Raw genomic sequence first — 21,898 nt, forward strand, 5'->3', positions numbered from 1 at the left:
ATCGCGGCTGAGCGTATGTGAGGACGAGGGCGCGCCACCAGGTGCCGGGCTCGACGCAGCCGGTGGCGCGGCCCGGTCACTCCGTGGGCGCCAGGGCGAGAGCCCGGTGGAGGGCGGCCGGATCGGCGCGGACCTCGTCGCCGTCGAACCGGGCAGCGACCGCACCCGAGGTGAGGACCGTGACCGTGTCCGCGCAGGCGCGGGCGAGTGCCGCGCTCGGCGACATGAGCAGCGAGGCGACTCCCTCGTCGGCGAGGGCACGGATCAACTCCTGGATCTGCTCGACGATCACTGGTGCGAGGCCCTCCGTCGGCTCGTCGAGCAGCAGGACGCGCGGGCTGCCGAGCAGCGCCCTGGCCAGGGCCAGCATCTGCTGCTCGCCGCCGGAGAGTTGCGAGCCCCGGTTGGCCCGGCGCTCGGCGAGGCGGGGCAGCAGACCGAGGACCTGCTCCGGCGTCCAGGCAGTGCCCTGGTGCCCTGCCTTCGCGCGCGGCCGGTGGGCAAGGCGCAGGTGCTCGGCGACGGTCAGCCCGGCGAAGACCCGGCGGCCCTGCGGGACCAACCCGACGCCTGCCCGGGCCACTTGGTGTGCCCGCCGGCCCGTCAGGTCGACGGCGTCCAGGCTGACGGTCCCCGAGGAGGGGCGCAGCAGCCCTGCGACGGTGTGGACGAGCGTGCTCTTGCCCGCTCCGTTGTGCCCGACGACGGCGTGCACGGTCCCGGGCGGCACCTCGAGGTCGACGCCGTGCAGCACGGTGCCGCCGTGGTAACCCGCGGTCAGCCCGCTGATGTGGAGCATGGGCCGCTCCCCTTTCCCGGGTGGTCCACGCCCCGTCCCGGCTGGTCGGTTCCCGTTCCCAGATAGGCCTCGCGCACGTCCGGGTGGTTGAGGGCCACGTCGGTGGGGGCCGTGAGCAGGGCCTTCCCGTCCTTGAGCACGGTGACGGTGTCGGCCAGGTGCGTGACCACCCCGGTGTGGTGTTCGACGAGGAGCATGGCGACATCCCCGGAGAGCTGCCCGAGTAGGTCGAGCAGCCGCCCGATGTCACGGTCGGTGAGTCCGGCGGTCGGCTCGTCGAGGAGCAGCAGGCGCGGGCGGCAGACCAGGGCCGCCGCGAGATCGAGCAGTCTGCGCCGGCCGTGCGACAGCTCGGAGGCCAGGCGGTGCGCCATGCCGCCCAGACCCACGGCCGCGAGCTGCTCGCGCGCGGCCGGGACACGCTCGCGCCGGGGGTGGTGGCTCCAGGCGGCCAGGACGATGTTGTCGAGCGCCGTCAACTCTCCTATGACGGCCGGTTGTTGGAAACTGCGCGCGATTCCGTACCGCGCACGGCGCGCAGGCGAGGTACGGGTGAGGTCGCGCCCGCCGAGCACAATCGTGCCGCGGTCGGGTCGTTCCGTGCCCGCGATCAGGTGGAGCAGGGTGGTCTTGCCCGCGCCGTTGGGTCCGATGACGGCGTGCCGGGCCCTGGCGGGCAGCCGCAGGCCGACACCGTCCAGTGCCGTCACGCTGCCGTACCGCCGGGTCAGCCCGTCCAGGACGAGAACCGGGGGCAAGGGGTCGCGGTCGGTCATGAGACGGTCTCCCTGGACGGGGCCGGGGGCGGGACGGTCCGAGCAGTCACACCCGGCATCGTGATGCCGGCAAGGCCGCGCGGCAGCACGTAGACGGACAGGACGAAGAGCACGCCGAGGAACAGCGGACCGTGCCCGGGCCAGGCGCCGGCCAGCCAGTCGCGAGTGCCGACGATCAGCGCGACGCCGAGCAGGGTGCCCGCGACGGAGGTGGTGCCGCCGATCACGGCGGCGAGCATCGCCAGGGCGGCGATCTCGAAGCCGACGTCCGCGGGCGACACGTACTGCTGCGCGACCACGAGCAAGGAACCGCCGATGCCCGCGAGGGCGCCGCCGCCGATGTAGGCGAGCAGCAGATAGCGGGAGACCGGGTGGCCGCTCGCGCGCATCCGCGCCTCGGCGCTGCGGGCGCCGGTGAGCAACTGACCTGCCCGGCTTCGGAGTACGAGCACAGTGGTGACGAGGACGACGGCGGCTGCGGTGAGCACGTAGTGGTACGTGCCGACTTCGTCGCTCAGGGCCTCGGCACCCCACAGCGGACGGGTCGCGGGGAAGCCGAAGAAGCCGTCGGTGCCGCCGGTGACGGACGTCATCTGAGCGACGGCGGTGCGCGTCAGGTCGCCGATCGCGAGGGTGATCATCAGGACGGTGACGCCCCTGGCCCGGATCACCGCGGGTCCCGTGATCAGCGCGAACAGGGCCGCGGCGGCGCCGGCCAGGGCGTGTTGTACCGGGCCCACGGTCGTCAAGCCCACGTCGGCGGCGATCGCGGTGACGTACGCGCCGACTGCGAAGGGCGCCGTCTGGCCGAGCACCGGAAGGCCCGCGTAGCCCGTCAGGACGGTGGAGCTGACGGCGACCAGGCCGAGGGCGAGGGCGTAGCCGGCCAACGAGAGGGTGTAGGCGTCCACCATCCAGGGCGCGGCCGCGAGCAGGGCGAGCAGCAGCGCCAGGGGCGTGAGCCGACGCACGGGTGTGGGCGTGCGGTCCAGGATCCGTGACGGGGCGGCCGCGGACCGGGCCTTGATCGCCTTGATCGCCTTGATCGCCTTGGTCGCCTTGGTCGCCTTGGTCGCCTTGGTCGCCTTGGTCGCCGCTGAGGGTGTCCGGCGTACGGGCGTCTGCTCGGGGTGCGGCGGCTCCGGTGCCGCGGCCGCGCGCTGCGGACGCAGGATCAGTGCGCCCGCCATCGCGGCCATGAGGAGGTAGGGCGCCAGGTCGGGGGCGAGCGAGACGCCCAGGGTCTGCACCTCGCCGACCGCGATCGCCGCGAGAAAGGTGCCCCACAGTGAGCGAAGGCCGCCGAGGACGACAACCACCAGAGAGAGCATCAGCACGTTCTCCGCGGTACTGGGGCCCGGGCCGATGATCGGCGCCCCGAGCACGCCGGCCGCACCGGCAAGGGCGCCGGCCGCCATCAGCACACCGGTGTGCACGAGGCGGGGGCTGATGCCGGTCGCCGCGAGCATCTGCGGGTCATCGGCGGCGGCGCGCACCGCCGCGCCCGCGCGGGTGCGGGTGAGCACCCAGGTGCCGAAGGCGGCGAGCAGCACGGCCATCACGATGAACACCAGGCGGTACGCCGGGTACCTGTGTCCGAGGAGGGACACCGAGCGGTCGAGGGCCCCCGGTACCCGTACCGGCAGTTCGTCGGAGCCGAAGACCGCGGTGAGCAGGTTGCCGCCAATCAGGGCGAGCCCGAAGGTCAGCAGCGCCTGGGCGAGATGGCCGCGCCGGGCGAGAGGTTCGGCGGCGACGGCGAGGAGCGCCCCCGCTCCGCCCGCCGCCGCCGTTCCCGCGAGCAGGCCGAGCAGCAGCCCGCCCCAGGTGCCGTCGCTCAGTTCTGCGCCCGTGGCGGCGCCGATCGCGTACAGCGTGCCGTGCGCGAGGTTCAGCACACCCGCGGTGCCGAACGCCAGGCTCAGTCCGGCGGACACCACGAACAGCAGCAGACCGTAGGCGACGCCGTCGACCGCGGGGACCAACTGAGCGTCGAGGACCTCCATCAGCTGCCGAGCGTCGCCAGGTCCTGGACGACGACGTTCGCCAACTGTTTGCCGTCGCGCTTCACTTGGCGCAGGTACCACTTCTGCACGGGCGAGTGGGTGGTCTTGCTGAACTCCCAGGAGCCGCGCGGGCTGTCGATCCGCCCGAGGTCGCCGATGGCCTCGTTGATGCTCTCGGACGTGATCTCCTTGCCGTCCTTGGCAAGGTCCGCGACGGCCTTGTCGAGCACCGCGGCGGCGTCGTACGCGGACATCGCGTAGGTGGTGGGCGGCAGATCGTGTTTGGCGGTCCAGTCGGCGGCGAACGAGCGGTTGGCCTCGTTGTCGAGGTCGGCCGCGTAGTTGAGCACGGAGTAGATGTCCTTGGCCGCCGCGCCCTGGGCGGGCAGAGTGCCGCCCTCGGTGAGGAAGCCGGGCGAGTACAGCGGCAGTTCGGCCACGTCGGACTGCTTGTACTGCTTCACGAAGTCGATCGCGGCCTTGCCGGCGTAGAAGCAGTAGACCGCCTTGGCGTCGCTCTTGGCGATGTCGTTGAAGTACGGGGTGAAGTTGGTGGTCTTGGGGAACGGCGTCCACTTGGTCTTGCCGTCCGGGTTGGCGAGCTTGCCGTCAGCCTTGGCGAAGGCCTCGGTGAAGCCGCGCATCTCGTCGTAGCCGCCCTGGTAGTCGGGGCCTATCGCGTAGACGGGGCCGTCCACCTCGTCCTTGATGTGCTGGGCGATGGCCTCGCCCGGCTCCTCGGAGAGGAAGCTCGTGGTCCAGATCCACTTCACGTCGGTCTTGGTGGGACGGCCGCCGGTGGCGAGCAGGGGCACCTTGTTCTTGGTGACAAGGGGCTGGACGGCGGCGAAGGAGCCACCGCCGCCGACGCCGGCTATCACGTCGACCTTGTCCTTCTTGATGAGCTTGGTGGCGGCGGGCACCGCGGTCGGCGCCCCGTCGCCCTCGTCGGCCTGAGTCAGTTCCACCTTGCGCCCGCCGAGCTTGTTGCCGTGCGTGTCCAGGTAGAGCTGGAAGCCGTCGCGCATGTCCTTGCCGATCGCCTCGTACGTGCCCGACAACGGCACCAGCACGCCGAGCTTGAGGGTCTCGTCGTCACCGCCGGAGGCCGCGCTGCCGCTGCAGCCCGCGACCGTGGTCATCGCGAGGGCCAGCAGCGCGGCACCGCCCGCGCGCTTTCTGGGCCGTCCGGAGCGACGGGCTGTGAGGACGTTGTTCATGACAGGGACTCCAAGGGGTGGTACGAGCGGTATGGAGGGCGTCCTGGACAGGGTCGTGGACGGGCGGGCTCGGTTTCCGGCGGATCAGTGGGCGTGCTCCGGGCTGCCTGCGTCGCGGACCTGCGGGGACAGGGCGTCACCGACCTGGTCGATCAACTCCGCCATGAAATAGCTGACTTCGCCGATGTCGGCCTCGCGGGTGGTGACGACGACGAGGGAGGCGCCGCTCGAGACCGCCATCGCGAAGAGGTAGCCGCCGTCCATCGCGGTGAGGCTGTGCTCCACCGGGTCGGTCCGCAGCAACTGCGCCGCGCCGGACATCAGGTTGACCAGTCCCGCGGAGATGGCGGCGAGACGGTCGGCGTCGTCCTGGTCGAGGCCTGCGAACGCCAGGGCGAGTCCGTCGACGGAGACCGCGAGGGCGTGCGTGACTTCGGGGACTCGGCGGGCGAAGTCGGTGAGCAGCCAGTCAAGGGAACCGGCTGGTTCGGGTTGGGTCATCGCGTGCTCCCTTGTGTGTTGTCGTCGGGCGAGCGGGTGGTTTGCGTGCCTGTGGTCTGCGTGCCGGTGGTACCGCCGGCGTCGGCTCCGCGGTCGGGGGAACTGCGCCGTGTGCTGCGGCTGATGCCTTGGGCGTAGGCCGAGAAGACGTCGGAGACCTGACGGGAGTCCCGGCGGCGCGGCACCTTGCGGGCACGTGTCGCCGCGTCGTGCTCTCCCGCTGCCGGGCGCACTGGTGTGGGCGGCGTCGGACCGCCGGGTGCGGCCCGCTTGCGGATCGGCAGACCGGAGGCGCTCACCCCGGCGATCCTGCTCTCCACGGGGACGGCACTGCCCGGTGCACGCGCGGTCGTACGGACACCGGGTCGAGACGGCGCCGTTGCGCCCTGTTCCGCGGGCTCCGCGCGATCCGCAGGTTCCGCGTGCTCCGCAGGGCGGGGGCGGAGGGCTGTGGCCAGGTGGCCACCGCTGCCCTGCGGCCGCACCGGGATCGCGGGCCGCGGCCTTCCGGCGGGTTCCGGGGCACCGCTCTCCTCGTCGTGCGAGCGGGCAGCCTCGGATCCCTGGCCCGCTTCGCCCCGGTACGGCCCGGTGTGGTCCTGCGCGACTGCCGGACCCACGGCGCCGTGCGGCGGCGGCACGGGCGCCAGGGTCTCCGTGTCGGGTTCGGCGAGCAGTTCCTTCGGGAGCGCCACCTCGACGATGGTTCCGGGGCCGGAGGACTCGCGCAGTTCGACCACGATGCCGTGCCGGGCCGCGAGACGTCCCACGACCTGCAGGCCCATGGTGTGTACGGCGCCGATGTCGGCCTGCGGGGAGGCGAGCTCGCCGTTGAGTGCCGTACGGCGCGCGTCCGGCATGCCGATGCCCTCGTCGACTATCTGGAGCACGGCCCGGTCGCGCAGGCTCCAGGCAGCCACGCCGACTTGGGTGTCGGGCGGCGAGAACCGTGCGGCGTTGTCGAGGAGTTCGGCGAGCATATGCGCGATGTCGTCGACGACACGTGCGGCAATGGTGATCGACGGATCGACGTGACCGAGGCTCACCCTGCCGTAATGCTCGATCTGCTGGGCCGCGGCGTAGATCACAGAGGTGCAGGGCGCATCGGCGGGGCGGACTCTGCCGCCCCCGACACCGCCGAGCACGAGAAGGTTGTTGGCGTTGTGCTCCATACGGATGGCCAGGTGGTCGAGCGCGAACAGGGTCTCCATCCGCTTGGGGTCCAACTCGTCGCGCTGCACCCTGTTCAGCTGCGCGGTCAGAGCCGAGTTGAGGCGTGCGCCCCGGCGGGCCACGGTCACCAGGGTCTCCGCGAACCGGTCGCGGGACCGGGCCTGCTCGCCCGCGAGCCGGACTGCCGCGTAGTGCACGGAGTTGAACGCCTGTCCCACCTCGCCCATCTCATCGTCGGCGAGGTTCACCAAGGGTGTGCCCGCACGCCGGGCGATCTCGTCGGGCATCGCCCGGCCTGCTGAGCCGAGCTGGGCGAGCTTGCGCACCTCCTCGGGCAGGCGCTTGTGCGCCACTTCGTGCGCGGCGTCACGCAGGTCCCGGAGCCTGCGGATCAGGTCGCGGCCGAGTCGTACGGCGATGAGCAGGACGGCCACCAACATAAGGACGGCCAAGGCCAGTTCGGACACCGCCCACCAGATGAGGCGGGTGCGCTCCTCGGTGACGGTGTCGAGCAGGTCGGCATCCGCCCGAAGCACCACCGACTGCAACAGCTCCTGCCGGTCGGCCATGGCGTCGGTCCAGGCAGTGCGGCTGATGGCCAGCCGCTCCCCCGCGGCGCTGCGAGCCGCTTCGGCGGCGAGTTTCTCGGCCGCCGTCGCTTTCGGCCCGGACAGCGTGCGTTCCATCCAGGTACGCCACTGTCCGGGCCCGACTGCGGTGACGGTCTCGTATGCATCCGTGTAACCGAGCCGGGTCGCCTCGAACGTCTGGAGCGAGGCGGGCGTGAAACCGCCGTCGGAGAGCGCCCGTACGACGGCGACCTCCTGCTGGGCGGCGTGCTCGGCCGCCTCCGACAGCGCGGCGGCGGCTCGGATATGGTCGGCCACCTCCGCGTTCACCCCGTCGGCCTGCGCGATGCTGTCGCGGAAGGAAACGAGGTCGGCGATGGCGATGCGGTAACCGAACGCCACGGAGGACAAGGAGCCGGCACCGGAGCGCACCTGGGCGCGCAGGGACGCGATCCTGTCCAGAGACTTGTCGATCCTTTGCAGCGTCGCGTTCGTGGCGGACGGCATGGAAGTGAGCCCCGCGCGCTTCTCCCGGTAGCGCGTGACGCTCTCGTCGGTGGCCCGGGCGAGCCTCCCGAACCGCTCTCCGGACCTCTGCGCAGAGGTGAGCTGCACCGAACCTTCCGCGCGTTCGCGCTGTAATCGGTACGTCAGATCACTGGCTGCTTGCGCTACTTCGATCGCCGCCTCGAGTCGGACGGCCTGGACGGCCTGTCCGGTCGACGGCGCCAGGGCCCGTCCGGCGAAGGCGACAGCTACGGCGAGCGGCACCGCCACCAGCAGGATCAGGCGATGCGAGATCCTGGCGGTGCGGGCACCTCCGCCGAGCCCCTTGCTTGGTCGGAGCAGGGGTAATGACATCAAAGCGACACCTGAACTGCAGTTGGAAGTCCTACGGGTGCGGCAGCGCAGAGAGCCAATGCTCCTATGTTGTACGTGAGTTGGTCGTATCCCCCGTGCGGCGCGTGTCGATGCTAGGTCGCCCGCGGGAGGGGAGGACCGCCCCGTGCAAGAAAAGACCTGATCAGTAGCGTGATCTGCGCCACATTGTGATCGTAATTGATCAACATTTTTCTGGAAAATGATCACTAAACGCCTCCGCGCGAGGCCCCCGTTTCGAGCACGCGGGTTACGGAGCGGCCACCCGCAGGACGACGATCCTGGTCATCCCAGGAAACTCATCCGCCAGATCCAGTACCGCAGCGACGTCATCGACGGATGCCTCACCGCGACCGGCCTCACGGTCGAGAGGGTGTGGACGACCGGGTGGCCCGGCTCGTCGTAGCTCACCATGGCCCTGCGGGTGCGGGGCAGATTGCGATGTTCGGTGCTCCGCCGCAGGGTGGTGCGGCTGTCGGCTCACTCCAGGACGGCGAGGTGGTCGGCGGCGCCCCCGCGCCACTCGATCAGGAAGAGGGTCGCGTCGTCGCTGGTGCTCCCGCCACGCTCCTGTTTCAGGGTGTGGGAGAGCGAACGCACCACCGCCCGCACGCCCTTTTCCGTCTGCTCGATGCGGTTGACCCAGTGGATGAGTTGTTCCTCGCCGAACTGCTCTTCGCCGGCTTCGTGCTCCTCGATCAGGCCGTCGGTGAAGCACAGCACCCGGTCGCCGCGTTGGAGCATCTGGTTGCTGATCTGGGGCTCTTCACCGCCGAAGCCGACCGGCAAGGTGGTCGGGCTCTCCAGCTGCCGGACGACCCGGCCGTTGCGGATCAGCAGCGGTGCGGGGTGGCCCGCGTTGACCCACTGCAGGTGGCCCGTTGTGATGTTGAGGCGCATCATCTGCGCGGTGACGAAGTGGTCGGGCCCGAATTGATCGGAGATGGCCCGGTCCATGAACGCATAGATCTCGGACAGGCCGACTTCGGCGCGTCTGGCGTGCCGGTAGGCGCCGATGGCGACGGTCGCCATGGTGGCGGCGTCCAGGCCGTGACCCATCGCATCGACCATGGCCACATGCAGGATGTCCTCGTTGAGGGCGTAGTCGAAGCTGTCGCCGGCGACGTTGTAGGCGGGCTCCAGGATTCCCGCCACCGCGACCTGCGGGACGGACATCGCCAGCGGCGGTAGCAGGGACCATTGGATCTCCGCGGCCAAGCTCATCGGTTCGCGGCGCCGGGCGAGGAAGAACTGGTCGGTGTAGCTGTGCTTGGTGACCAGCATGTCGGCGACCAGGCCGGCGAGTCTGCGCAACAAGCGCCGGTCGTCGTCATCGGCGGAGTCCAGGGTGAGGGCCAGCACGCCCACCTGGTCGCTGCCGTCCAGCAACGGCAGATACATCCGCACGCCGTCGTCCTGCGGTACCTCGACAGGGGCCCCGGACAGGAAGGCCGTGCCCGCGTGCGAGTCACCGATCAGCTCGGGCCGGGCGACGGTCAGCCGCCTGCCCGGCAGCGGCACCAGCAACAGCTGCGCATAGTCCTGGAGGAGGATCGAGACATGACGGCCGCCGACCCTCGCCACCTCTTCCGCGATCAGCGGGGCGATCAACTGCGGCGGCATCTCGTGCGCCCGATCCAGCAGCACCCCCAGCAGTCGCTCGCCGAACCCTTCCGAGCGGTCCACCGCGCCCGTGTCCGCCGGCCGCTCACCTGCCGCCATGCCCATGCCCTTTCACCAAGCAGCCTCATTGCGACGTCACCCGCCGGGCCGGCCGTCTCCGCCGGGCCGGTCACCGGGCGGCCTGGCGTTCGGCTTCGGTGGCTTGGCGCCGGTGGCACGGTGCGCTGGTCCGGCTGAGCGTGAGGGGACGGGGAACCGGTCCGCGAACGACCGAGCGCAGGTGGGAGGCGGCGAGGCTCTGCCGCACTCCACGGTCGGAGTGTGCGAGTCCGTTGCGGCCCTTCGGCGCCTCCCGCTCGGTGAGGATCTGGAGCACACGTTCACGCCCTGGCCGACGGCCGCCGGTCAGGACCCACCGGCAGACCCCTCATGCGAGCGTGCGCACGGGCTCCGGTGAACCACCGTGATCGACTCGCACCAGCGTGACCCAGCCAACCGGGCCGAAGGGCTCATTGAGCCAGTGGCGGCGTGTCAGACACCATCAGGGCACCTGGCTGAACGGCGTGCGGCGGAAGGTCCGGAACAGGAGGGCAGCCCCAGGCTGCCGGCCCGGGGCTGCCCTCCGGAGCGGGCCGCGGGATCGATGTCGCGCGCTCGACGGCCGACACGATGCTCAGATTCCTTTCTTCACCTCCGGTACCTGAGCGATGAGCGCTTGGACGGGGGAACGTGAGGCCGGAAGGCTTGCGCCATGGCCGCCTTCGGAGTCCCAGACCGATACCAGGGAGAGTTCCATCTCCTCCGCGATCCGGCGTTGCTCCGCTTCGTTCATCAGGGCGCTCGCGGTGAGGGTGCCCAGCGGATCGGCGGCCTCTGTCATGAGCCGGGCGGCGGTGGCCGGGCCGGTCTCCGGAGGGATCACCAGCAGGTCCCAACGGCCGACGGTGTAGGAGAACAGCAGCAGCTTGTGGGGATCTTGCTCGGCCTTGAACCAGCCGACATGCACCACATGCCCGTTCACGGGCACCTTTCGCGGGATGACCGGCCAGAAGGTGGGGTTCACCGTGACGTGGGTGATCCGTCCGAACAGCGGGTCGAGGAACGCCGTCAGTGCGGGCAGTTCCGCCGTGAGGTCACGGGAGCGGGGCCACCACGCACCGTCGAGCAGAGCCGGAGCGCTGCCGGCCGGTGCCAGCACGAGTCGCAGGGGCAGCGAAGAGGTCCGGTCTTCGACCGCCGGCGTATACGGAATGGTCGTGGTCATGACGCGGACCTTGCCCCGGGCAGACCGTAGCCGGCCCGGTGTCGTGAATCGCCGAAAACGACACGAGCGGGGAGGCTGGTGTACGAAGTGCCCTCGGTGTTTCCAGCTTACTCCGCGTAAGGCCCGCCGGGCCGATCCGGAGAGTCGCACGACGGCGTGGGCCGTCCGGTCAGCCGAGGAAGGACAGCCGGACTTGGCATTCGGGGCTGTCCCGTTCGGTGTGCACCAGTACGACGGACTGCGAGGTCCCCAGTTCCAGCTCACCGTCGACTACGGGCAACGTGGCGTGTGGCGGGACCAGAGCCGGGAGCATGTGGGCGCTGCGGTGGCCAGGACTGCCGTGGCGGTCCTGCCAGCGGTCGTCGGCGGGAAGAACGTCGCGGAGGGCCGCCAACAGGTCATCGTCGCTGCCCGCGCCGGTCTCGATGACGGCCAGGCCGGACGTCGCGTGGGGGGTGAAGATGTTCAGCAGCCCGTTTCGCCCGTGAGCGGCCTCTCGGAGGAACGCGGAGCATGCGTTCGTGAGGTCGTGCAGGGTCTCGGTGGAGCCGGTTGTGATGTCGATCGTGCGGGTGGTGAAGGTGCCAGCCATGGGTTCACCGGTACCCGTCGCGGAGCCTGAGCGCTGACGGCCGGATGGGTTGTTCCTCCGGGCCTCCGCCGGCGGTCGCAAGGTTCGGACGCCGCCCGAGCACGGCGTCAACCGTGCTTTTCCTCTTCGGCCTCCATGCGCCGGATGCCTTGGTGGGTCAGCGTGACCATGGCCGGAGTGTTGCCCGCGGCCCAGTCGACCGTGATCAGGTCCTCGCCCGCCAGATACGTGCAGGCGGCAGCCAGATCCTCTGCCGGGATCGCGAGATCTTGCGCCAGCTTGGCCCCGGTGACACCCAGAAGGCGGTTGCCTTCAGTGGCCTCGTACAGACCCTGCATGATCTTCTCGCGGTACGCCTTCCGCTCGGTCAGTGATGCCATGACTGCTACCTCTGGGGAGAACTGTGTCGCGCTCATCGCGGCGGAGGAATGCCGGGATGCCCGGTCGAGGGGCCGACTCTGCCGCAGGCGCGTATCCGAGGCCGGGCTTCCGTCAGACCTCGTCCGCATGCGGGCGGTCACGAGCGGCTGACTCGCTGGTCATGAGCCATCGGTTCCACAGGTCTCATGCCGGCCTCTCTGTCAGGCGTATGAGGTGCCCTGGGGTGAATGCTCACACCTGGCCCGGCCTGTTCACCGTACTCCGGGCGGCGGTCCGCCGACGCCGCCGACGACCGCCGCGTTGGACCGCGCGCCGGCGGCACGGACGACCACGCCTCGCGGTATCCGGCCGCGGTGGCCGGGAACCCCTCGGTGCCGATCACCGGGCACCCCGTACGAGTACGGGGGCGTCGTCGGGACCGTCGATCCGGTGCCGCAGGGTCTTGTCACTCACCCGCTACCGACTCTCTGACACGCTCCTGACACCCGGGGCGGGAAGAAGCCGGACGGAGTAGCGCAACAAAGTCAGAAGGTGATGGTCGAGACCGTGTAGACGACGGGATGACCGGGTTCGTCGTAGCTGACCATGATCCGCTGGGTGGGCTGCGGCGCCTTCTTCGGGTTGACGGTGCCCGCCCAGGGCCAGTCGACTCTGAAGTCCCAGCCGACCTTCGCCCCCTGCTCGGGCGGAATGGTCTTCGCGCCCTTCTTCAGCTCGGCGGTGCTGGTGCCCACGGCCTTCAGGTAGTGCTCCAGACCCCAGTCGTTGGTCCGGAACTGCACGAAGAGGGAGCTGGTCTTCCAGGAGTTGGTCTCGTAGTAGTAGACCGGGGTGGAGCCGACGGGCACCGGGACGTCGTAGGTCCGCTGCTGGACCTTGGACGGGAAGGCGTTGGTGAGTCCGGTGGCCGCGGCCTCCGCGTCCTTGCTCACGCCGCTGTCGCGGCTCTGCTCGGCGGAGATGACGATATAGCCGGCCGGGATCGCGATCAGCAGGAAGATGATCAGCCCCATCAGGACGGGGCGGCGGCGCTTGCCGCTGGGCGGCGGCGTGGGGTGCGATGCGTCGTTCATGGGATCCGGGTCGTGGTCGGTCATCGGCGGCCGGTCCGTTCATAGCGCTCGTAGCGCTCGACGCGGCGGCGGTTGGCGCGCCGGAAGCGGCGGGCCACCAGGCGGGCGAGGTCGGCGGCACCGACCATCCCGGCCTCGGGGCCCAGCTGCGCCTTGGCGATGGTGGCCTCGGGGCGGTAGCCGCGGCCGGTGAGGTTGCGCCGGAAGGCGTCCCGCGCCGGGCCGATCAGCAGGTCGTCGGCGGCGCTGACGCCTCCGCCGATGACGAAGCAGGACGGGTCGAGGGCGGCGGCGAGGTTGGCGATGCCGACGCCGAGCCACTGGCCGATGTCCTGGAGGAGTTCGACGCACATGGCGTCGCCCTCGCGGGCCAACTCGGTGATGAGGGGGCCGGTGATGTCACCGATGCGCCCGCCGACCCGCTCGATGATGTTGTACGCGACCGGGGAGTCGGCGGCGGCCAGCTCGCGGGCCTCGCGGACCAGCGCATTGCCGGAGCTGTACTGCTCCCAGCAGCCGCGGTTGCCGCAGGGGCAGCGGTGGCCGCCGGGCACGACCTGCATATGGCCGAACTCGCCGGCCACGCCGTACTTGCCGCGCTTGACCTGGCCGTCCTCCAGGATCGCGCCGCCGATGCCCGTGCCGAGCGTGATCATGACGAGGTGGTCCTCGCCGCGTCCGGCGCCGAAGCGCCACTCCGCCCAGGCGGCGGTGTTGGCGTCGTTGTCGACCATGACGGGGACCGCGAGGCGGCCGGCGAGGCGGTCGCGCAGCGGTTCGTTGCGCCAGTTCAGATGGGGGGCGAAGAGCACCTTGCTGCGGTCCGCGTCGACCCAGCCGGCCGCGCCGATGCCCACCGCGTGGACGTCGTGCCGGTCGGAGAGGTCCAGGACCAGCTCGGTGATGGTGTCCTCGACGACCTTGGGGCTCTTGGACTTGTCCGGCGTCTCGGTGCGGACCGTCTCCAGGATCGTGCCGTCGGCGTCGACCACACCCGCCATGACCTTGGTGCCGCCGATGTCGATGCCGACGGTGGGCACCCGGGGGGCGGTCAGATGCGAGCGGCGCTCGCGGGTGCCGACCGTGCGCAGGACGGTGGCTCTGGCGGATCCTCGGTGCACCCGATCGCGGTACATGCTCATCGGCCCACCTCTTCGCCGTGACTCCCCCACTGCCACTGCCTGAAGGGTGTGGGAGGGGCCCCCGTGCGGCTGCTGCGTGCTCGCAAGAGTCGTCTCGTCCCTGCGGGTCTCAGGAGGCCGGGGCCTCGGCGTACATGGTTCGTACGGTTCGGATGGCTTGCTCGGTTCGGATGGTTCGGTGCGATTGTGCATCACCGGCGGTGTCCGGCGCACCGTGACGTGGGGCGATGCGCCCCGCGCGGCCGGGGGACGGCGCGGGGCGCGGCGGCGGTCAGTCGGGCCGGTGGCCGCCGGGGAATTCCGGGGTCGCGGTGCGGGCGAGCTCGTGGCTGAGCTGTTCCAGTTCGCTGCCGCCTGCCATCTGGCGGGTCAGCTCCTCCAGGGCGATCTCCGTTTTGGCGTGGCTGCCGGCCATGGTGCCGCGCTTGAGGAGCACGAAACGGTCGCCGACCAGATAGGCGTGGTGCGGGTTGTGGGTGATCAACACCACGCCGAGGCCGGCGTCCCGCGCGGCGGCGACGTACTTGAGGACGACGCCGGACTGCTTGACGCCGAGCGCCGCCGTCGGCTCGTCCAGGACCAGGACCTTGGCGCCGAAGTAGACGGCGCGGGCGATGGCCACGCACTGCCGCTCGCCGCCGGAGAGGGTGCCGATGGGCTGATCGACATCGCGCAGATCGATGCCCATTCGCAGCAGCTCGCTGCGGGTGGTCTCGCGCATCCTGCGGACGTCCAGCCGCTTGAAGGGGGGCACGCCGACGGTGGGCTCGGAGCCCAGGAAGAAGTTTCGCCATACGGGCATGAGCGGGACGACGGCCAGGTCCTGGTAGACGGTGGCGATACCGCGGTCCAGGGCCTCGCGCGGGGAGGCGAGCTTGGTCGGCTCGCCCTCGATGGTGAAGGTGCCGGCGTCGTGCTGGTGCAGCCCCGCGATGATCTTGATGAGGGTGGACTTGCCCGCGCCGTTGTCGCCGAGCACGCAGGTGATCTCGCCCGCGTGCACCTCCAGGGACACGCCCTCCAGCGCCTTGATGTTGCCGTAGAACTTGCTGACCTTGTCGAGCTCGACGAGCGCCGTCATGACTTGTCCTCCGCCCGCTTGCGGACCCATGCGTTCAGGAGTGTGGCGAGCAGCAGCATCGCGCCGAGGAAGAACTTGTACCAGTCCGGGTTCCACTGCGCGTAGACGATGCCCTTGCTGGTCATGCCGAAGATGAAGGCGCCGACCGCGGCCCCGATCGCCGAGCCGAAGCCGCCGGTCATCAGGCAGCCGCCGACCGCCGCGGCGATGATGTAGAGGAATTCGTTGCCGACGCCGTCGCCGGACTGGATCGCGTCGTAGGAGAACAGCAGGTGCTGGCCGGAGACCCAGGCGGCGAAGGCGACGCCCATGTACAGGCCGATCTTGGTCTTGGTGACCGGCACGCCGACCGCCCGCGCGGCATCCGCATTGCCGCCCACCGCGAAGATCCAGTTACCGACCCGGGTGCGCAGCAGGACCCAGGTGGCGACGGCGACCAGCACGATCCACCACAGGATGGTGACCTGGATGTCGACGCTGCCGATCGTCAGGTGGGAGGCGAAGAGCGACCGGGCCGAGTCGAAGCCCTCCATGTCGGAGATGGACTTCGTCGAGACGGTGCCGCTGATCAGCTTGGTGAAGCCGAGGTTGAGGCCCGTCAGCATGAAGAACGTGCCGAGGGTGATGATGAAGCTGGGGAGTTTCGTGCGCGTCAGCAGCACCCCGTTGAAGACCCCGATGGCCAGTGTGACCAGCAAGGACACCCCGACGCCGACCCAGGTGTTGGCCGTCATCTGGTAGCTGAACATCGACGAGATCAGGGCCGAGCTGACGACCATGACACCGGCCGACAGATCGAATTCGCCGCCGATCATCAGCAGCGCCACCGGCACGGCCATGATGCCGATCGTCGACGAGGCGTAGAGGACGGTGGAGAGGCTGGAAGCCCGCAGGAACGGCTCGGCGGTGACGGCGAAGAAGAGGAAGACGGCGATCGCGCCGACGACCGAGCCCAGCTCGGGGCGGCCCATCAGCCGGCGGGCCAGGGAGCGGTGCAGCAGCCGTTCGTCCCGTATCGATGCCTTGACGGCGGTGCTCATCGGGTCCCCCGCTTCGTGAATTCCAGCAGTGCGGAGGCGTCCTTCTTGGTGATCACCTGGGGTCCGGTGAGCACCGGCTCGCCGCCGCCGAGGACGTCGGAGTTGTACTTGTAGAGCCAGAGCAGGTCCACCGCCTGGTAGCCCTGGAGGTAGGGCTGCTGGTCGACGGCGAAGCCGAGCGAGCCGTCCTTGAGGCCGCCGGCGACCTGGGCGTTGAGGTCGAAGGTGTCGACCTCGGCCTTGCTGCCGGCCTGCTCCTTGGCCTTGACGGCCGTGGGGGCGAAGGGCGCGCCGAGCGTGACGACGGCGTCGATGCCCGGGTCCGCCTGGAGCTTGGACTCGATGGACGACTGCACGTCCGGCATGTTCGTCCCCTCCACATAGAGCTTCTGCAGATCGCCCTTGAAGGTCTTCTTCGCGCCGTCGCAGCGCTGCTCGTGCCCGACATTGCCCTGTTCGTGGAGGACGCACAGGGCCTTCTTCCGGCCGCGCTTGTTCAGTTCCTCGCCGACGGCCTCGCCGGCCACCGTCTCGTCCTGCCCGATGTGGGTGAGCGCGCCGAACGCCTTGGACTCCGCGGCCCCGGAATTCACCGTGATCACCGGGATTCCGGCCTTCTCGGCCTTGGCGACGACGTCCTTCATCGCGTTGGGCTTGGCGAGCGAGACGATCAGCCCGTCGACCTTCTGGTCGATGTAGGACTGCACCAGCTGGCTCTGCCGCTGGGCCTCCTCGTCGTGCCCGTAGAGGAAGGTGATGTTGTCCTTGTCGGCGGCCTGCTGGGCGCCCTTCTGGACGATGTCCCAGAAAGTGTCACCGTCTCCCGAGTGGGTGACCATCGCAAAGGTCCACCTCGGGGTGTTCACGGCCGCCTTGCCGCCGGCGGCCTGGGCGGCGCGCGCATCCTCGGCCCGCTTGCCTCCGGTGCTGCTGCATCCCGCCAGGGAGGCGCACAGCAGCGCCGCCAGCGCCGCGCACGCGATGCGTCCCCTTCTTCGAACTCTTGCCACGAGGACTTGCCCTTCCCGCCGATCTCGCTGTGCCGTCCGTCTTGCTGGTATTGGCCCAACCGGCCAAGTATCCGTTACCAGCGATCTGTACCGGTTCGTGGGGTCGGTTCGACCCATGGCTGCCCGCCTTCCGTACGGCTTCATCGGGTACCCCGCCCCGTGTATTCCTCCAGCTTCGGCACGTCCTTGCCGGAGACCAGCTCCGGCCCGGTGAGCACCGGTTTGCCGCCGCCCAGGACATTGGCGTTGGTCCTGTGCAGGGCGAGCAGATCCACCGCCTCGTACCCCTGGAGGTAGGGCTGCTGATCGACGGCGAAGTCGACGTCCTTGGCCTTGAGGAGCTTGACCACGGCGACGTTCAGATCGAAGGTCGCGATCCCGGCCCGGCTGCCGGCCTCCTCCTTCGCCTTGACGGAGATCGCCGCCATCGGCGCACCGAGCGTGACGATCGCGTCGAGGGACGTGTCGGACTGGAGCTTGGCCTCGATGGAGGACTGCGAGGCCGGCGCGTTGGTGCCGTCGACGTTGAGGTTCTCGACCGGCCCGCCGAAGCCCTTGCGGACGCCCGCGCAGCGGTCCTCCAGCGACACATTGCCCTGCTCGTGGAGGACGCACAGGACTTTCTTCCGGCCGCGCTTCGCCAGTTCCGCACCGACCGCCCGGCCCGCCACCGACTCGTCCTGGCCGATGTGCGTCAGCGCCCCGTACGGCTTCGAGAACCGGCCGCCGGAGTTGATCGTGATGACCGGGATGCCCGCGGCGACGGCCTTGCGGACGACCGCCTCGAGGGCTTCCGGCTTGGCGAGCGTGACGATCAGCCCGTCGACCTTCTGGTCGATGTAGGACTGCACCAGCTCGGCCTGCTTGGACCCCTCTTTGTCGTTGGCGTAGAGGAACTTCACCCGGTCCTTGGCGGCGGCCCGTTCCGCGCCGTTCTGGACGATGTCCCAGAAGGTGTCACCTTCGCCGGAGTGGCTGACCATCCCGATGGTCATCCGCGGGGTGCGGGAGTCCTCGTCGGCGTCCTTGCCGCCGGAGGCGCTGCACCCGGCGACCAGCGCGAGGCCCGTCGCCAGGGCGGCGCCGCGGACGGTGACGGATCTGGCCGTACGCACCTTTCGCGCGCTTGGCACGTCGCTCATCGTGGAACCGCCTTTGCTCCAGGCCGCCGGAATGCGGCTGGAGGAGTTCTAACGGCGGGCGCGGAGCCACGTCAATACTTTGTCCGAACATTCTGATGACTGATCTATACCGGCCGCGTGCGGCCGGTGGCCTCAGGGGCGGACCAGCAGCTGGAATTCGAAGGCGTACCGGGACGCGCGGTAGACGTGCGAGCCGAATTCGACCGCGCGGCCGGTGTCGTCGAAGGTGGTGCGCTGCATCGTCAGCAGCGGGGCGCCCTCGGGCTCGTCGAGCCGCTCCCCCTCGTCCGCCGTCGCGGCCCGCGCGCCGACGGACTGCCGGGCGCTGTGCAGGGTGATCCCGGCCGCCCGCATCAGGCGGTACAGACCGGTCTGCTCCAGCTCGGCGGTCTCCAGCTTCAGCAGCCCGGCGGGCAGGTGGTTGCGCAGATGCGCGACGGGCTCGCCATGGGTGAGCCGCAGCCGCTCGACCAGCGCGACCTCCGCGCCCTCGGCGATCCCCAGCGCCGCGGCCACCTCGGCGTCGGCCTCGGTGGTGGTGTTGAGCAGCACCCGGGTGGCGGGCTTCTGCCCGGCCGCCTCCAAGTCGTCGTAGAGGCTGCTCAGCTCCAGCGGACGCTTGACCTGGCTGTGCACGACCTGGGTGCCGATCCCGCGGCGGCGCACCAGCAGACCCTTGTCGACCAGCGACTGGATCGCCTGCCGGACCGTCGGCCGGGACAGCCCCAGCCGCCCGGCCAGCTCGATCTCGTTGCCGAGCAGGCTGCCGGGCGCCAGCCGGCCGTTCTCGATCGCGGCCTCCAGCTGCTGGGAGAGCTGGAAATACAGCGGGACCGGGCTGCTCCGGTCCACGCTGAACTGAACGGGGCTCTCGGCGCCCGCGGCATCTGTATCGCGTTTCCCCACGCTCGCGAGCGTATCCGCCCACGCAGATGACGGGAAGTCCGGAGGTCACATTGTCCGGACAAGTGGCCGAGCACCGCCCCCGCCCTGCGGCCGGGCTTCCACCGCACATCTGACCTGCCCGGACACCCACAGCCCGGCCCGCGGGCTCGCCCCACCACCGCGGCGCCTCGTCCGCCTCGCGGGTGCACTCCGGCTCCGGGTTCCCGCCGCACTCACCGAGCCCGATTCCGCGGCCGCCGAGGCCACGTACTTTTCCGATCGATTCCGCCCGCCTGACGCCCCGTCGCGGCATCATCGAAGACCCCACCGGAGGAGACCTCGATGTCCGTACGCCGCGTCGTCCCCGATATCCAGTCCGACGCCCTGGAGGAGAGCCGGGAGTTCTACGGCCTGCTGGGCTTCGAGCAGGTCATGGACCTGGGGTGGGTGATCACGCTCGCGTCCCCCACCAACCCCACCGCCCAGCTCACCTTCATGACGGAGGACAGGACCGCACCGGTCACCCCCGACATGAGTGTCGAGGTGGACGATGTCGACGCGGTGTACGAGGCCGTGCTGGCCGGCGGCGGGGACATCGTCCGGCCGCTGCAGAACGAGGAGTGGGGCGTCCGGCGCTTCTTCGTCCGGGACCCGAACGGCCAGGTGGTGAATGTGCTCGGGCACCTGGGCCAGGGCGGCTGAGCAGCCCGGGCCCCGACGCGTCCGTCACTTCATCCAGGCGTCCTCGTACGTCCGGTACGTCCCGTCGTGCGTGGCCAAGTGCACCCACTGGTCCACATACGCCTTGAACTCCTCGTCGCCGCGCGGCAGTGCATAGGCCTTCTCGGAGAAGGTGAAGGGCTTGTCGGGGTGGACCGAGCAGAGTTCGGGGTGGATCTTGGCCTGGTAGCGGGTCTCGCTGGCGTCGGTCATCATCACATCCGCGCGGCCGGCGATGATCTCGTCGAAGATCGTGGTGTTGTCCGGGTGGACCGTGAGGGTGGCCCGCTTGATGTGCGCGCGGGCGAACTGTTCGTTGGTGCCGCCGGGGTTGACGACGACCTTCGTCCCGGGGCGGTCGATCTCGTCCAGCGTCCGGTACTTGTCCTGGTCGGCGCAGCGCACGATGGGCGTCTTGCCGTCCGTGCGGGTGGGCTCGCTGAAGTACGCGGCGCGGGCGCGCGGGAGGGTGACGGAGACGCCGCCCATGCCGATGTCACAGCGTCCGGCGGCGAGGTCGCCGACGAGGTCGGCCCAGGTCGTGGCGACGTAACGCGGCTTGGCGTCCAGGCTCTTGGCGAGGTCCTGGGCCATCTGGATGTCGATGCCGCTGTACGCGCCGGTCTTGGCGTCGCGGTGGGTGAAGGGGCGGTAGTCGCCGGTGGTGCAGACCCGCAGCACCCCGCGCCGCGGGACGGTGTCCAGGAGCGTGGCCGCCGGGCGCCGGCTGTGCTGGGCGGCGGGCGCGGGGGCGGATCCCGGCGTGGGCGCGGGGGTGTTCGCGGGTGACGGGGCCGCGGCGGTGACGGTGAGCAGACAGGCGAGGGCGGACAGCGTGGCGGCGCGCTTCATGGTGACTCCTGCGTCATGAGCATGATCACGTGAGGAAGCCTCAGAGTGGCAGAGGCCGCGGCCGAGGTGAACCCCATGACCGGTCAGTGGGACCGCCTCGGACCGCGAACGGGCCGCAGGGGCGCGGCTCAGTCGTCGTACAACTCGGCCGGGTCGGTCGGCAGATGGTCGGGGGTGGCCTCGGCGAGGCGGGCCAGGAGGTCGGCCGCGCGCTTGGCGACGGTGTCGCGGTCGCCCTCGGAGAGGGCGGAGCCCATGCCGACGGCGACCGCGCCCGCGGCGATCCAGTCCGGTGCGTTCTCGGTCGTCACGCCGCCGGTCGGCAGCAGCGGCGCCTGGGGCAGCGCTGCGCGCACGTCCCGTATCCAGGAGGGGTGGTGCGCGGAGGCGGGAAACAGCTTGAGGGCGTCCGCGCCGAGCTCGAGCGCGCGGACCACCTCGGTCGGGGTCGACACGCCGGGGAAGACCGGGATGCCGTAGCGGTGGCCCGTACGGATGACCTCGGCGTCCAGGCTCGGCGAGACCAGGAAGCGGGCGCCGGCGTCCACGGCCATCCGGGCCGACGCCGCGTCAAGAACCGTGCCCGCGCCGATGACCGCGTCCTCGCCCAGCTCGCGGGTGAGGGTCGTGACCGCCTCCAGCGCAAAGGGCGTGGTCAGGGATATCTCCAGGCTGGTGATACCGGCCGACAGCAGCGTGTCGGCGGTGGCGCTCGCCTCGTCGTACGTCGTGCAGCGGACGATGGCGAAGACCCGCTGAGCCAGGGCGGCCCGGGTGATCTCCCAGCGATACACGGCAGTTCGCCGTCCTTCCTTGTCTCCAACGCTCCATGCCGCCGCCCGCCGTGACCACGGCGAAGACGGCACTCCCGGGGCGCACCGAGGCAACCGACCGCCACTTGGCCTCTTTGCCGTCGATGCCCGCCCACTCCTCGTTTCTACCGAAACGCTACCGGCAGCCACTGACAATCCTCCCTCGGGGGTAGGCCCCCGCGCCCCCCTTCCGCCGAGAAGGGGCGAAACCGGCGGCCCAGGGTTCGGAGACAGCACGACGGCGGGGGGGGGGGGGGGGGGCCCCCCCCCCCCCGGGGGGGGGCCCCCCCCCCGGGGGGGCCCCCCCCCCCCGGGCCCCCGCCCCCCCCCCGCCCCGCCCCCGGCGCCCCCACGCGGG

Annotated in this window: 20 protein-coding genes; 1 reads left to right on the forward strand and 19 read right to left on the reverse strand. The window is 70.5% G+C overall.

All coding sequences use genetic code 11. The annotated features are described in order from the left end of the window. Positions 1-76: 76 nt before the first annotated feature. From ACIGWZ_RS29230 to ACIGWZ_RS29310, 17 genes are all read right to left on the reverse strand, one after another. Positions 77-799: an ABC transporter ATP-binding protein gene (locus ACIGWZ_RS29230; protein WP_400069691.1), complete on the reverse strand. Its 723-nt coding sequence runs from the start codon at positions 797-799 to the stop codon at positions 77-79. Beyond that, positions 778-1,575, reverse strand: a complete 798-nt coding sequence (locus ACIGWZ_RS29235; RefSeq protein ID WP_400069692.1) for an ABC transporter ATP-binding protein — start codon at positions 1,573-1,575, stop codon at positions 778-780. The genes ACIGWZ_RS29230 and ACIGWZ_RS29235 overlap by 22 nt, the downstream gene beginning before the upstream one ends. Then, the gene (locus ACIGWZ_RS29240; protein WP_400069693.1) at positions 1,572-3,581 is read right to left on the reverse strand and encodes a branched-chain amino acid ABC transporter permease; all 2,010 of its coding nucleotides are present in this window, start codon (positions 3,579-3,581) and stop codon (positions 1,572-1,574) included. Before ACIGWZ_RS29240 ends, ACIGWZ_RS29235 begins: the two co-directional genes overlap by 4 nt. Next, a complete protein-coding gene (locus tag ACIGWZ_RS29245; RefSeq protein WP_400069694.1) occupies positions 3,581-4,801 on the reverse strand; it encodes an ABC transporter substrate-binding protein in 1,221 nt (406 codons plus the stop codon). Before ACIGWZ_RS29245 ends, ACIGWZ_RS29240 begins: the two co-directional genes overlap by 1 nt. An 84-nt stretch (positions 4,802-4,885) precedes the next feature. Beyond that, entirely contained in the window at positions 4,886-5,302 is a 417-nt protein-coding gene (locus ACIGWZ_RS29250) for a roadblock/LC7 domain-containing protein (RefSeq protein WP_400069695.1), read from the reverse strand. After that, on the reverse strand, positions 5,299-7,905 hold the full coding sequence (locus ACIGWZ_RS29255; protein ID WP_400069696.1) for a nitrate- and nitrite sensing domain-containing protein: 2,607 nt from the start codon (positions 7,903-7,905) through the stop codon (positions 5,299-5,301). The genes ACIGWZ_RS29250 and ACIGWZ_RS29255 overlap by 4 nt, the downstream gene beginning before the upstream one ends. Positions 7,906-8,403: 498 nt before the next feature. Then, positions 8,404-9,645, reverse strand: coding sequence for a PP2C family protein-serine/threonine phosphatase (locus ACIGWZ_RS29260; protein ID WP_400069697.1), 1,242 nt, complete (start codon positions 9,643-9,645; stop codon positions 8,404-8,406). Positions 9,646-10,219: 574 nt separating this feature from the next. Beyond that, a complete protein-coding gene (locus tag ACIGWZ_RS29265) occupies positions 10,220-10,810 on the reverse strand; it encodes a DUF5994 family protein (RefSeq protein ID WP_400069698.1) in 591 nt (196 codons plus the stop codon). Positions 10,811-10,979: 169 nt separating this feature from the next. Further along, positions 10,980-11,402: a YjbQ family protein gene (locus tag ACIGWZ_RS29270; RefSeq protein WP_400069699.1), complete on the reverse strand. Its 423-nt coding sequence runs from the start codon at positions 11,400-11,402 to the stop codon at positions 10,980-10,982. A 107-nt stretch (positions 11,403-11,509) separates the two neighbouring features. After that, on the reverse strand, positions 11,510-11,782 hold the full coding sequence (locus ACIGWZ_RS29275; RefSeq protein ID WP_400069700.1) for a hypothetical protein: 273 nt from the start codon (positions 11,780-11,782) through the stop codon (positions 11,510-11,512). A gap of 525 nt (positions 11,783-12,307) precedes the next feature. After that, positions 12,308-12,856 carry a hypothetical protein gene (locus ACIGWZ_RS29280; RefSeq protein WP_400069701.1) on the reverse strand — a complete coding sequence of 183 codons (549 nt, stop codon included), beginning with the start codon at positions 12,854-12,856 and terminating at the stop codon, positions 12,308-12,310. A gap of 20 nt (positions 12,857-12,876) precedes the next feature. Further along, positions 12,877-13,998, reverse strand: a complete 1,122-nt coding sequence (locus ACIGWZ_RS29285; RefSeq protein ID WP_400069702.1) for an ROK family glucokinase — start codon at positions 13,996-13,998, stop codon at positions 12,877-12,879. 271 nt (positions 13,999-14,269) lie between these two features. After that, positions 14,270-15,079 carry an ATP-binding cassette domain-containing protein gene (locus ACIGWZ_RS29290; RefSeq protein WP_400069703.1) on the reverse strand — a complete coding sequence of 270 codons (810 nt, stop codon included), beginning with the start codon at positions 15,077-15,079 and terminating at the stop codon, positions 14,270-14,272. Further along, on the reverse strand, positions 15,076-16,119 hold the full coding sequence (locus ACIGWZ_RS29295; protein WP_400069704.1) for an ABC transporter permease: 1,044 nt from the start codon (positions 16,117-16,119) through the stop codon (positions 15,076-15,078). Before ACIGWZ_RS29295 ends, ACIGWZ_RS29290 begins: the two co-directional genes overlap by 4 nt. After that, positions 16,116-17,102, reverse strand: a complete 987-nt coding sequence (locus ACIGWZ_RS29300; RefSeq protein ID WP_400069847.1) for a sugar ABC transporter substrate-binding protein — start codon at positions 17,100-17,102, stop codon at positions 16,116-16,118. The genes ACIGWZ_RS29295 and ACIGWZ_RS29300 overlap by 4 nt, the downstream gene beginning before the upstream one ends. A gap of 167 nt (positions 17,103-17,269) precedes the next feature. Next, positions 17,270-18,271: a sugar ABC transporter substrate-binding protein gene (locus tag ACIGWZ_RS29305; RefSeq protein ID WP_400069705.1), complete on the reverse strand. Its 1,002-nt coding sequence runs from the start codon at positions 18,269-18,271 to the stop codon at positions 17,270-17,272. A 132-nt stretch (positions 18,272-18,403) separates the two neighbouring features. After that, on the reverse strand, positions 18,404-19,123 hold the full coding sequence (locus tag ACIGWZ_RS29310; protein ID WP_400069848.1) for a GntR family transcriptional regulator: 720 nt from the start codon (positions 19,121-19,123) through the stop codon (positions 18,404-18,406). A 375-nt stretch (positions 19,124-19,498) separates the two neighbouring features. Between ACIGWZ_RS29310 and ACIGWZ_RS29315 the strand changes: the two genes are divergently transcribed. After that, entirely contained in the window at positions 19,499-19,858 is a 360-nt protein-coding gene (locus ACIGWZ_RS29315; protein WP_400069706.1) for a VOC family protein, read from the forward strand. A 24-nt stretch (positions 19,859-19,882) separates the two neighbouring features. On the opposite strand, the gene ACIGWZ_RS29320 is transcribed toward ACIGWZ_RS29315, so the two are convergent. Together ACIGWZ_RS29320 and ACIGWZ_RS29325 are read right to left on the reverse strand one after the other, a co-directional pair. Next, positions 19,883-20,728, reverse strand: a complete 846-nt coding sequence (locus ACIGWZ_RS29320; protein WP_400069707.1) for a transporter substrate-binding domain-containing protein — start codon at positions 20,726-20,728, stop codon at positions 19,883-19,885. Positions 20,729-20,856: 128 nt separating this feature from the next. Beyond that, entirely contained in the window at positions 20,857-21,522 is a 666-nt protein-coding gene (locus ACIGWZ_RS29325) for a bifunctional 4-hydroxy-2-oxoglutarate aldolase/2-dehydro-3-deoxy-phosphogluconate aldolase (RefSeq protein WP_400069708.1), read from the reverse strand. Positions 21,523-21,898 lie beyond the last annotated feature (376 nt).

The organism is Streptomyces sp. NPDC053427 (assembly GCF_044544985.1).
Lineage (GTDB): Bacteria > Actinomycetota > Actinomycetes > Streptomycetales > Streptomycetaceae > Streptomyces.

Excerpts from the sequence above, each read along its gene's own strand:
- ACIGWZ_RS29230 (WP_400069691.1), bottom strand. The coding sequence starts at position 799 with ATGCTCCACATCAGCGGGCTGACCGCGGGTTACCACGGCGGCACCGTG.
- ACIGWZ_RS29235 (WP_400069692.1), bottom strand. The coding sequence starts at position 1,575 with ATGACCGACCGCGACCCCTTGCCCCCGGTTCTCGTCCTGGACGGGCTG.
- ACIGWZ_RS29240 (WP_400069693.1), bottom strand. The coding sequence starts at position 3,581 with ATGGAGGTCCTCGACGCTCAGTTGGTCCCCGCGGTCGACGGCGTCGCC.
- ACIGWZ_RS29245 (WP_400069694.1), bottom strand. The coding sequence starts at position 4,801 with ATGAACAACGTCCTCACAGCCCGTCGCTCCGGACGGCCCAGAAAGCGC.
- ACIGWZ_RS29250 (WP_400069695.1), bottom strand. The coding sequence starts at position 5,302 with ATGACCCAACCCGAACCAGCCGGTTCCCTTGACTGGCTGCTCACCGAC.
- ACIGWZ_RS29255 (WP_400069696.1), bottom strand. The coding sequence starts at position 7,905 with ATGTCATTACCCCTGCTCCGACCAAGCAAGGGGCTCGGCGGAGGTGCC.
- ACIGWZ_RS29260 (WP_400069697.1), bottom strand. The coding sequence starts at position 9,645 with ATGGCGGCAGGTGAGCGGCCGGCGGACACGGGCGCGGTGGACCGCTCG.
- ACIGWZ_RS29265 (WP_400069698.1), bottom strand. The coding sequence starts at position 10,810 with ATGACCACGACCATTCCGTATACGCCGGCGGTCGAAGACCGGACCTCT.
- ACIGWZ_RS29270 (WP_400069699.1), bottom strand. The coding sequence starts at position 11,402 with ATGGCTGGCACCTTCACCACCCGCACGATCGACATCACAACCGGCTCC.
- ACIGWZ_RS29275 (WP_400069700.1), bottom strand. The coding sequence starts at position 11,782 with ATGGCATCACTGACCGAGCGGAAGGCGTACCGCGAGAAGATCATGCAG.
- ACIGWZ_RS29280 (WP_400069701.1), bottom strand. The coding sequence starts at position 12,856 with ATGAACGACGCATCGCACCCCACGCCGCCGCCCAGCGGCAAGCGCCGC.
- ACIGWZ_RS29285 (WP_400069702.1), bottom strand. The coding sequence starts at position 13,998 with ATGAGCATGTACCGCGATCGGGTGCACCGAGGATCCGCCAGAGCCACC.
- ACIGWZ_RS29290 (WP_400069703.1), bottom strand. The coding sequence starts at position 15,079 with ATGACGGCGCTCGTCGAGCTCGACAAGGTCAGCAAGTTCTACGGCAAC.
- ACIGWZ_RS29295 (WP_400069704.1), bottom strand. The coding sequence starts at position 16,119 with ATGAGCACCGCCGTCAAGGCATCGATACGGGACGAACGGCTGCTGCAC.
- ACIGWZ_RS29305 (WP_400069705.1), bottom strand. The coding sequence starts at position 18,271 with ATGAGCGACGTGCCAAGCGCGCGAAAGGTGCGTACGGCCAGATCCGTC.
- ACIGWZ_RS29315 (WP_400069706.1), top strand. The coding sequence starts at position 19,499 with ATGTCCGTACGCCGCGTCGTCCCCGATATCCAGTCCGACGCCCTGGAG.
- ACIGWZ_RS29320 (WP_400069707.1), bottom strand. The coding sequence starts at position 20,728 with ATGAAGCGCGCCGCCACGCTGTCCGCCCTCGCCTGTCTGCTCACCGTC.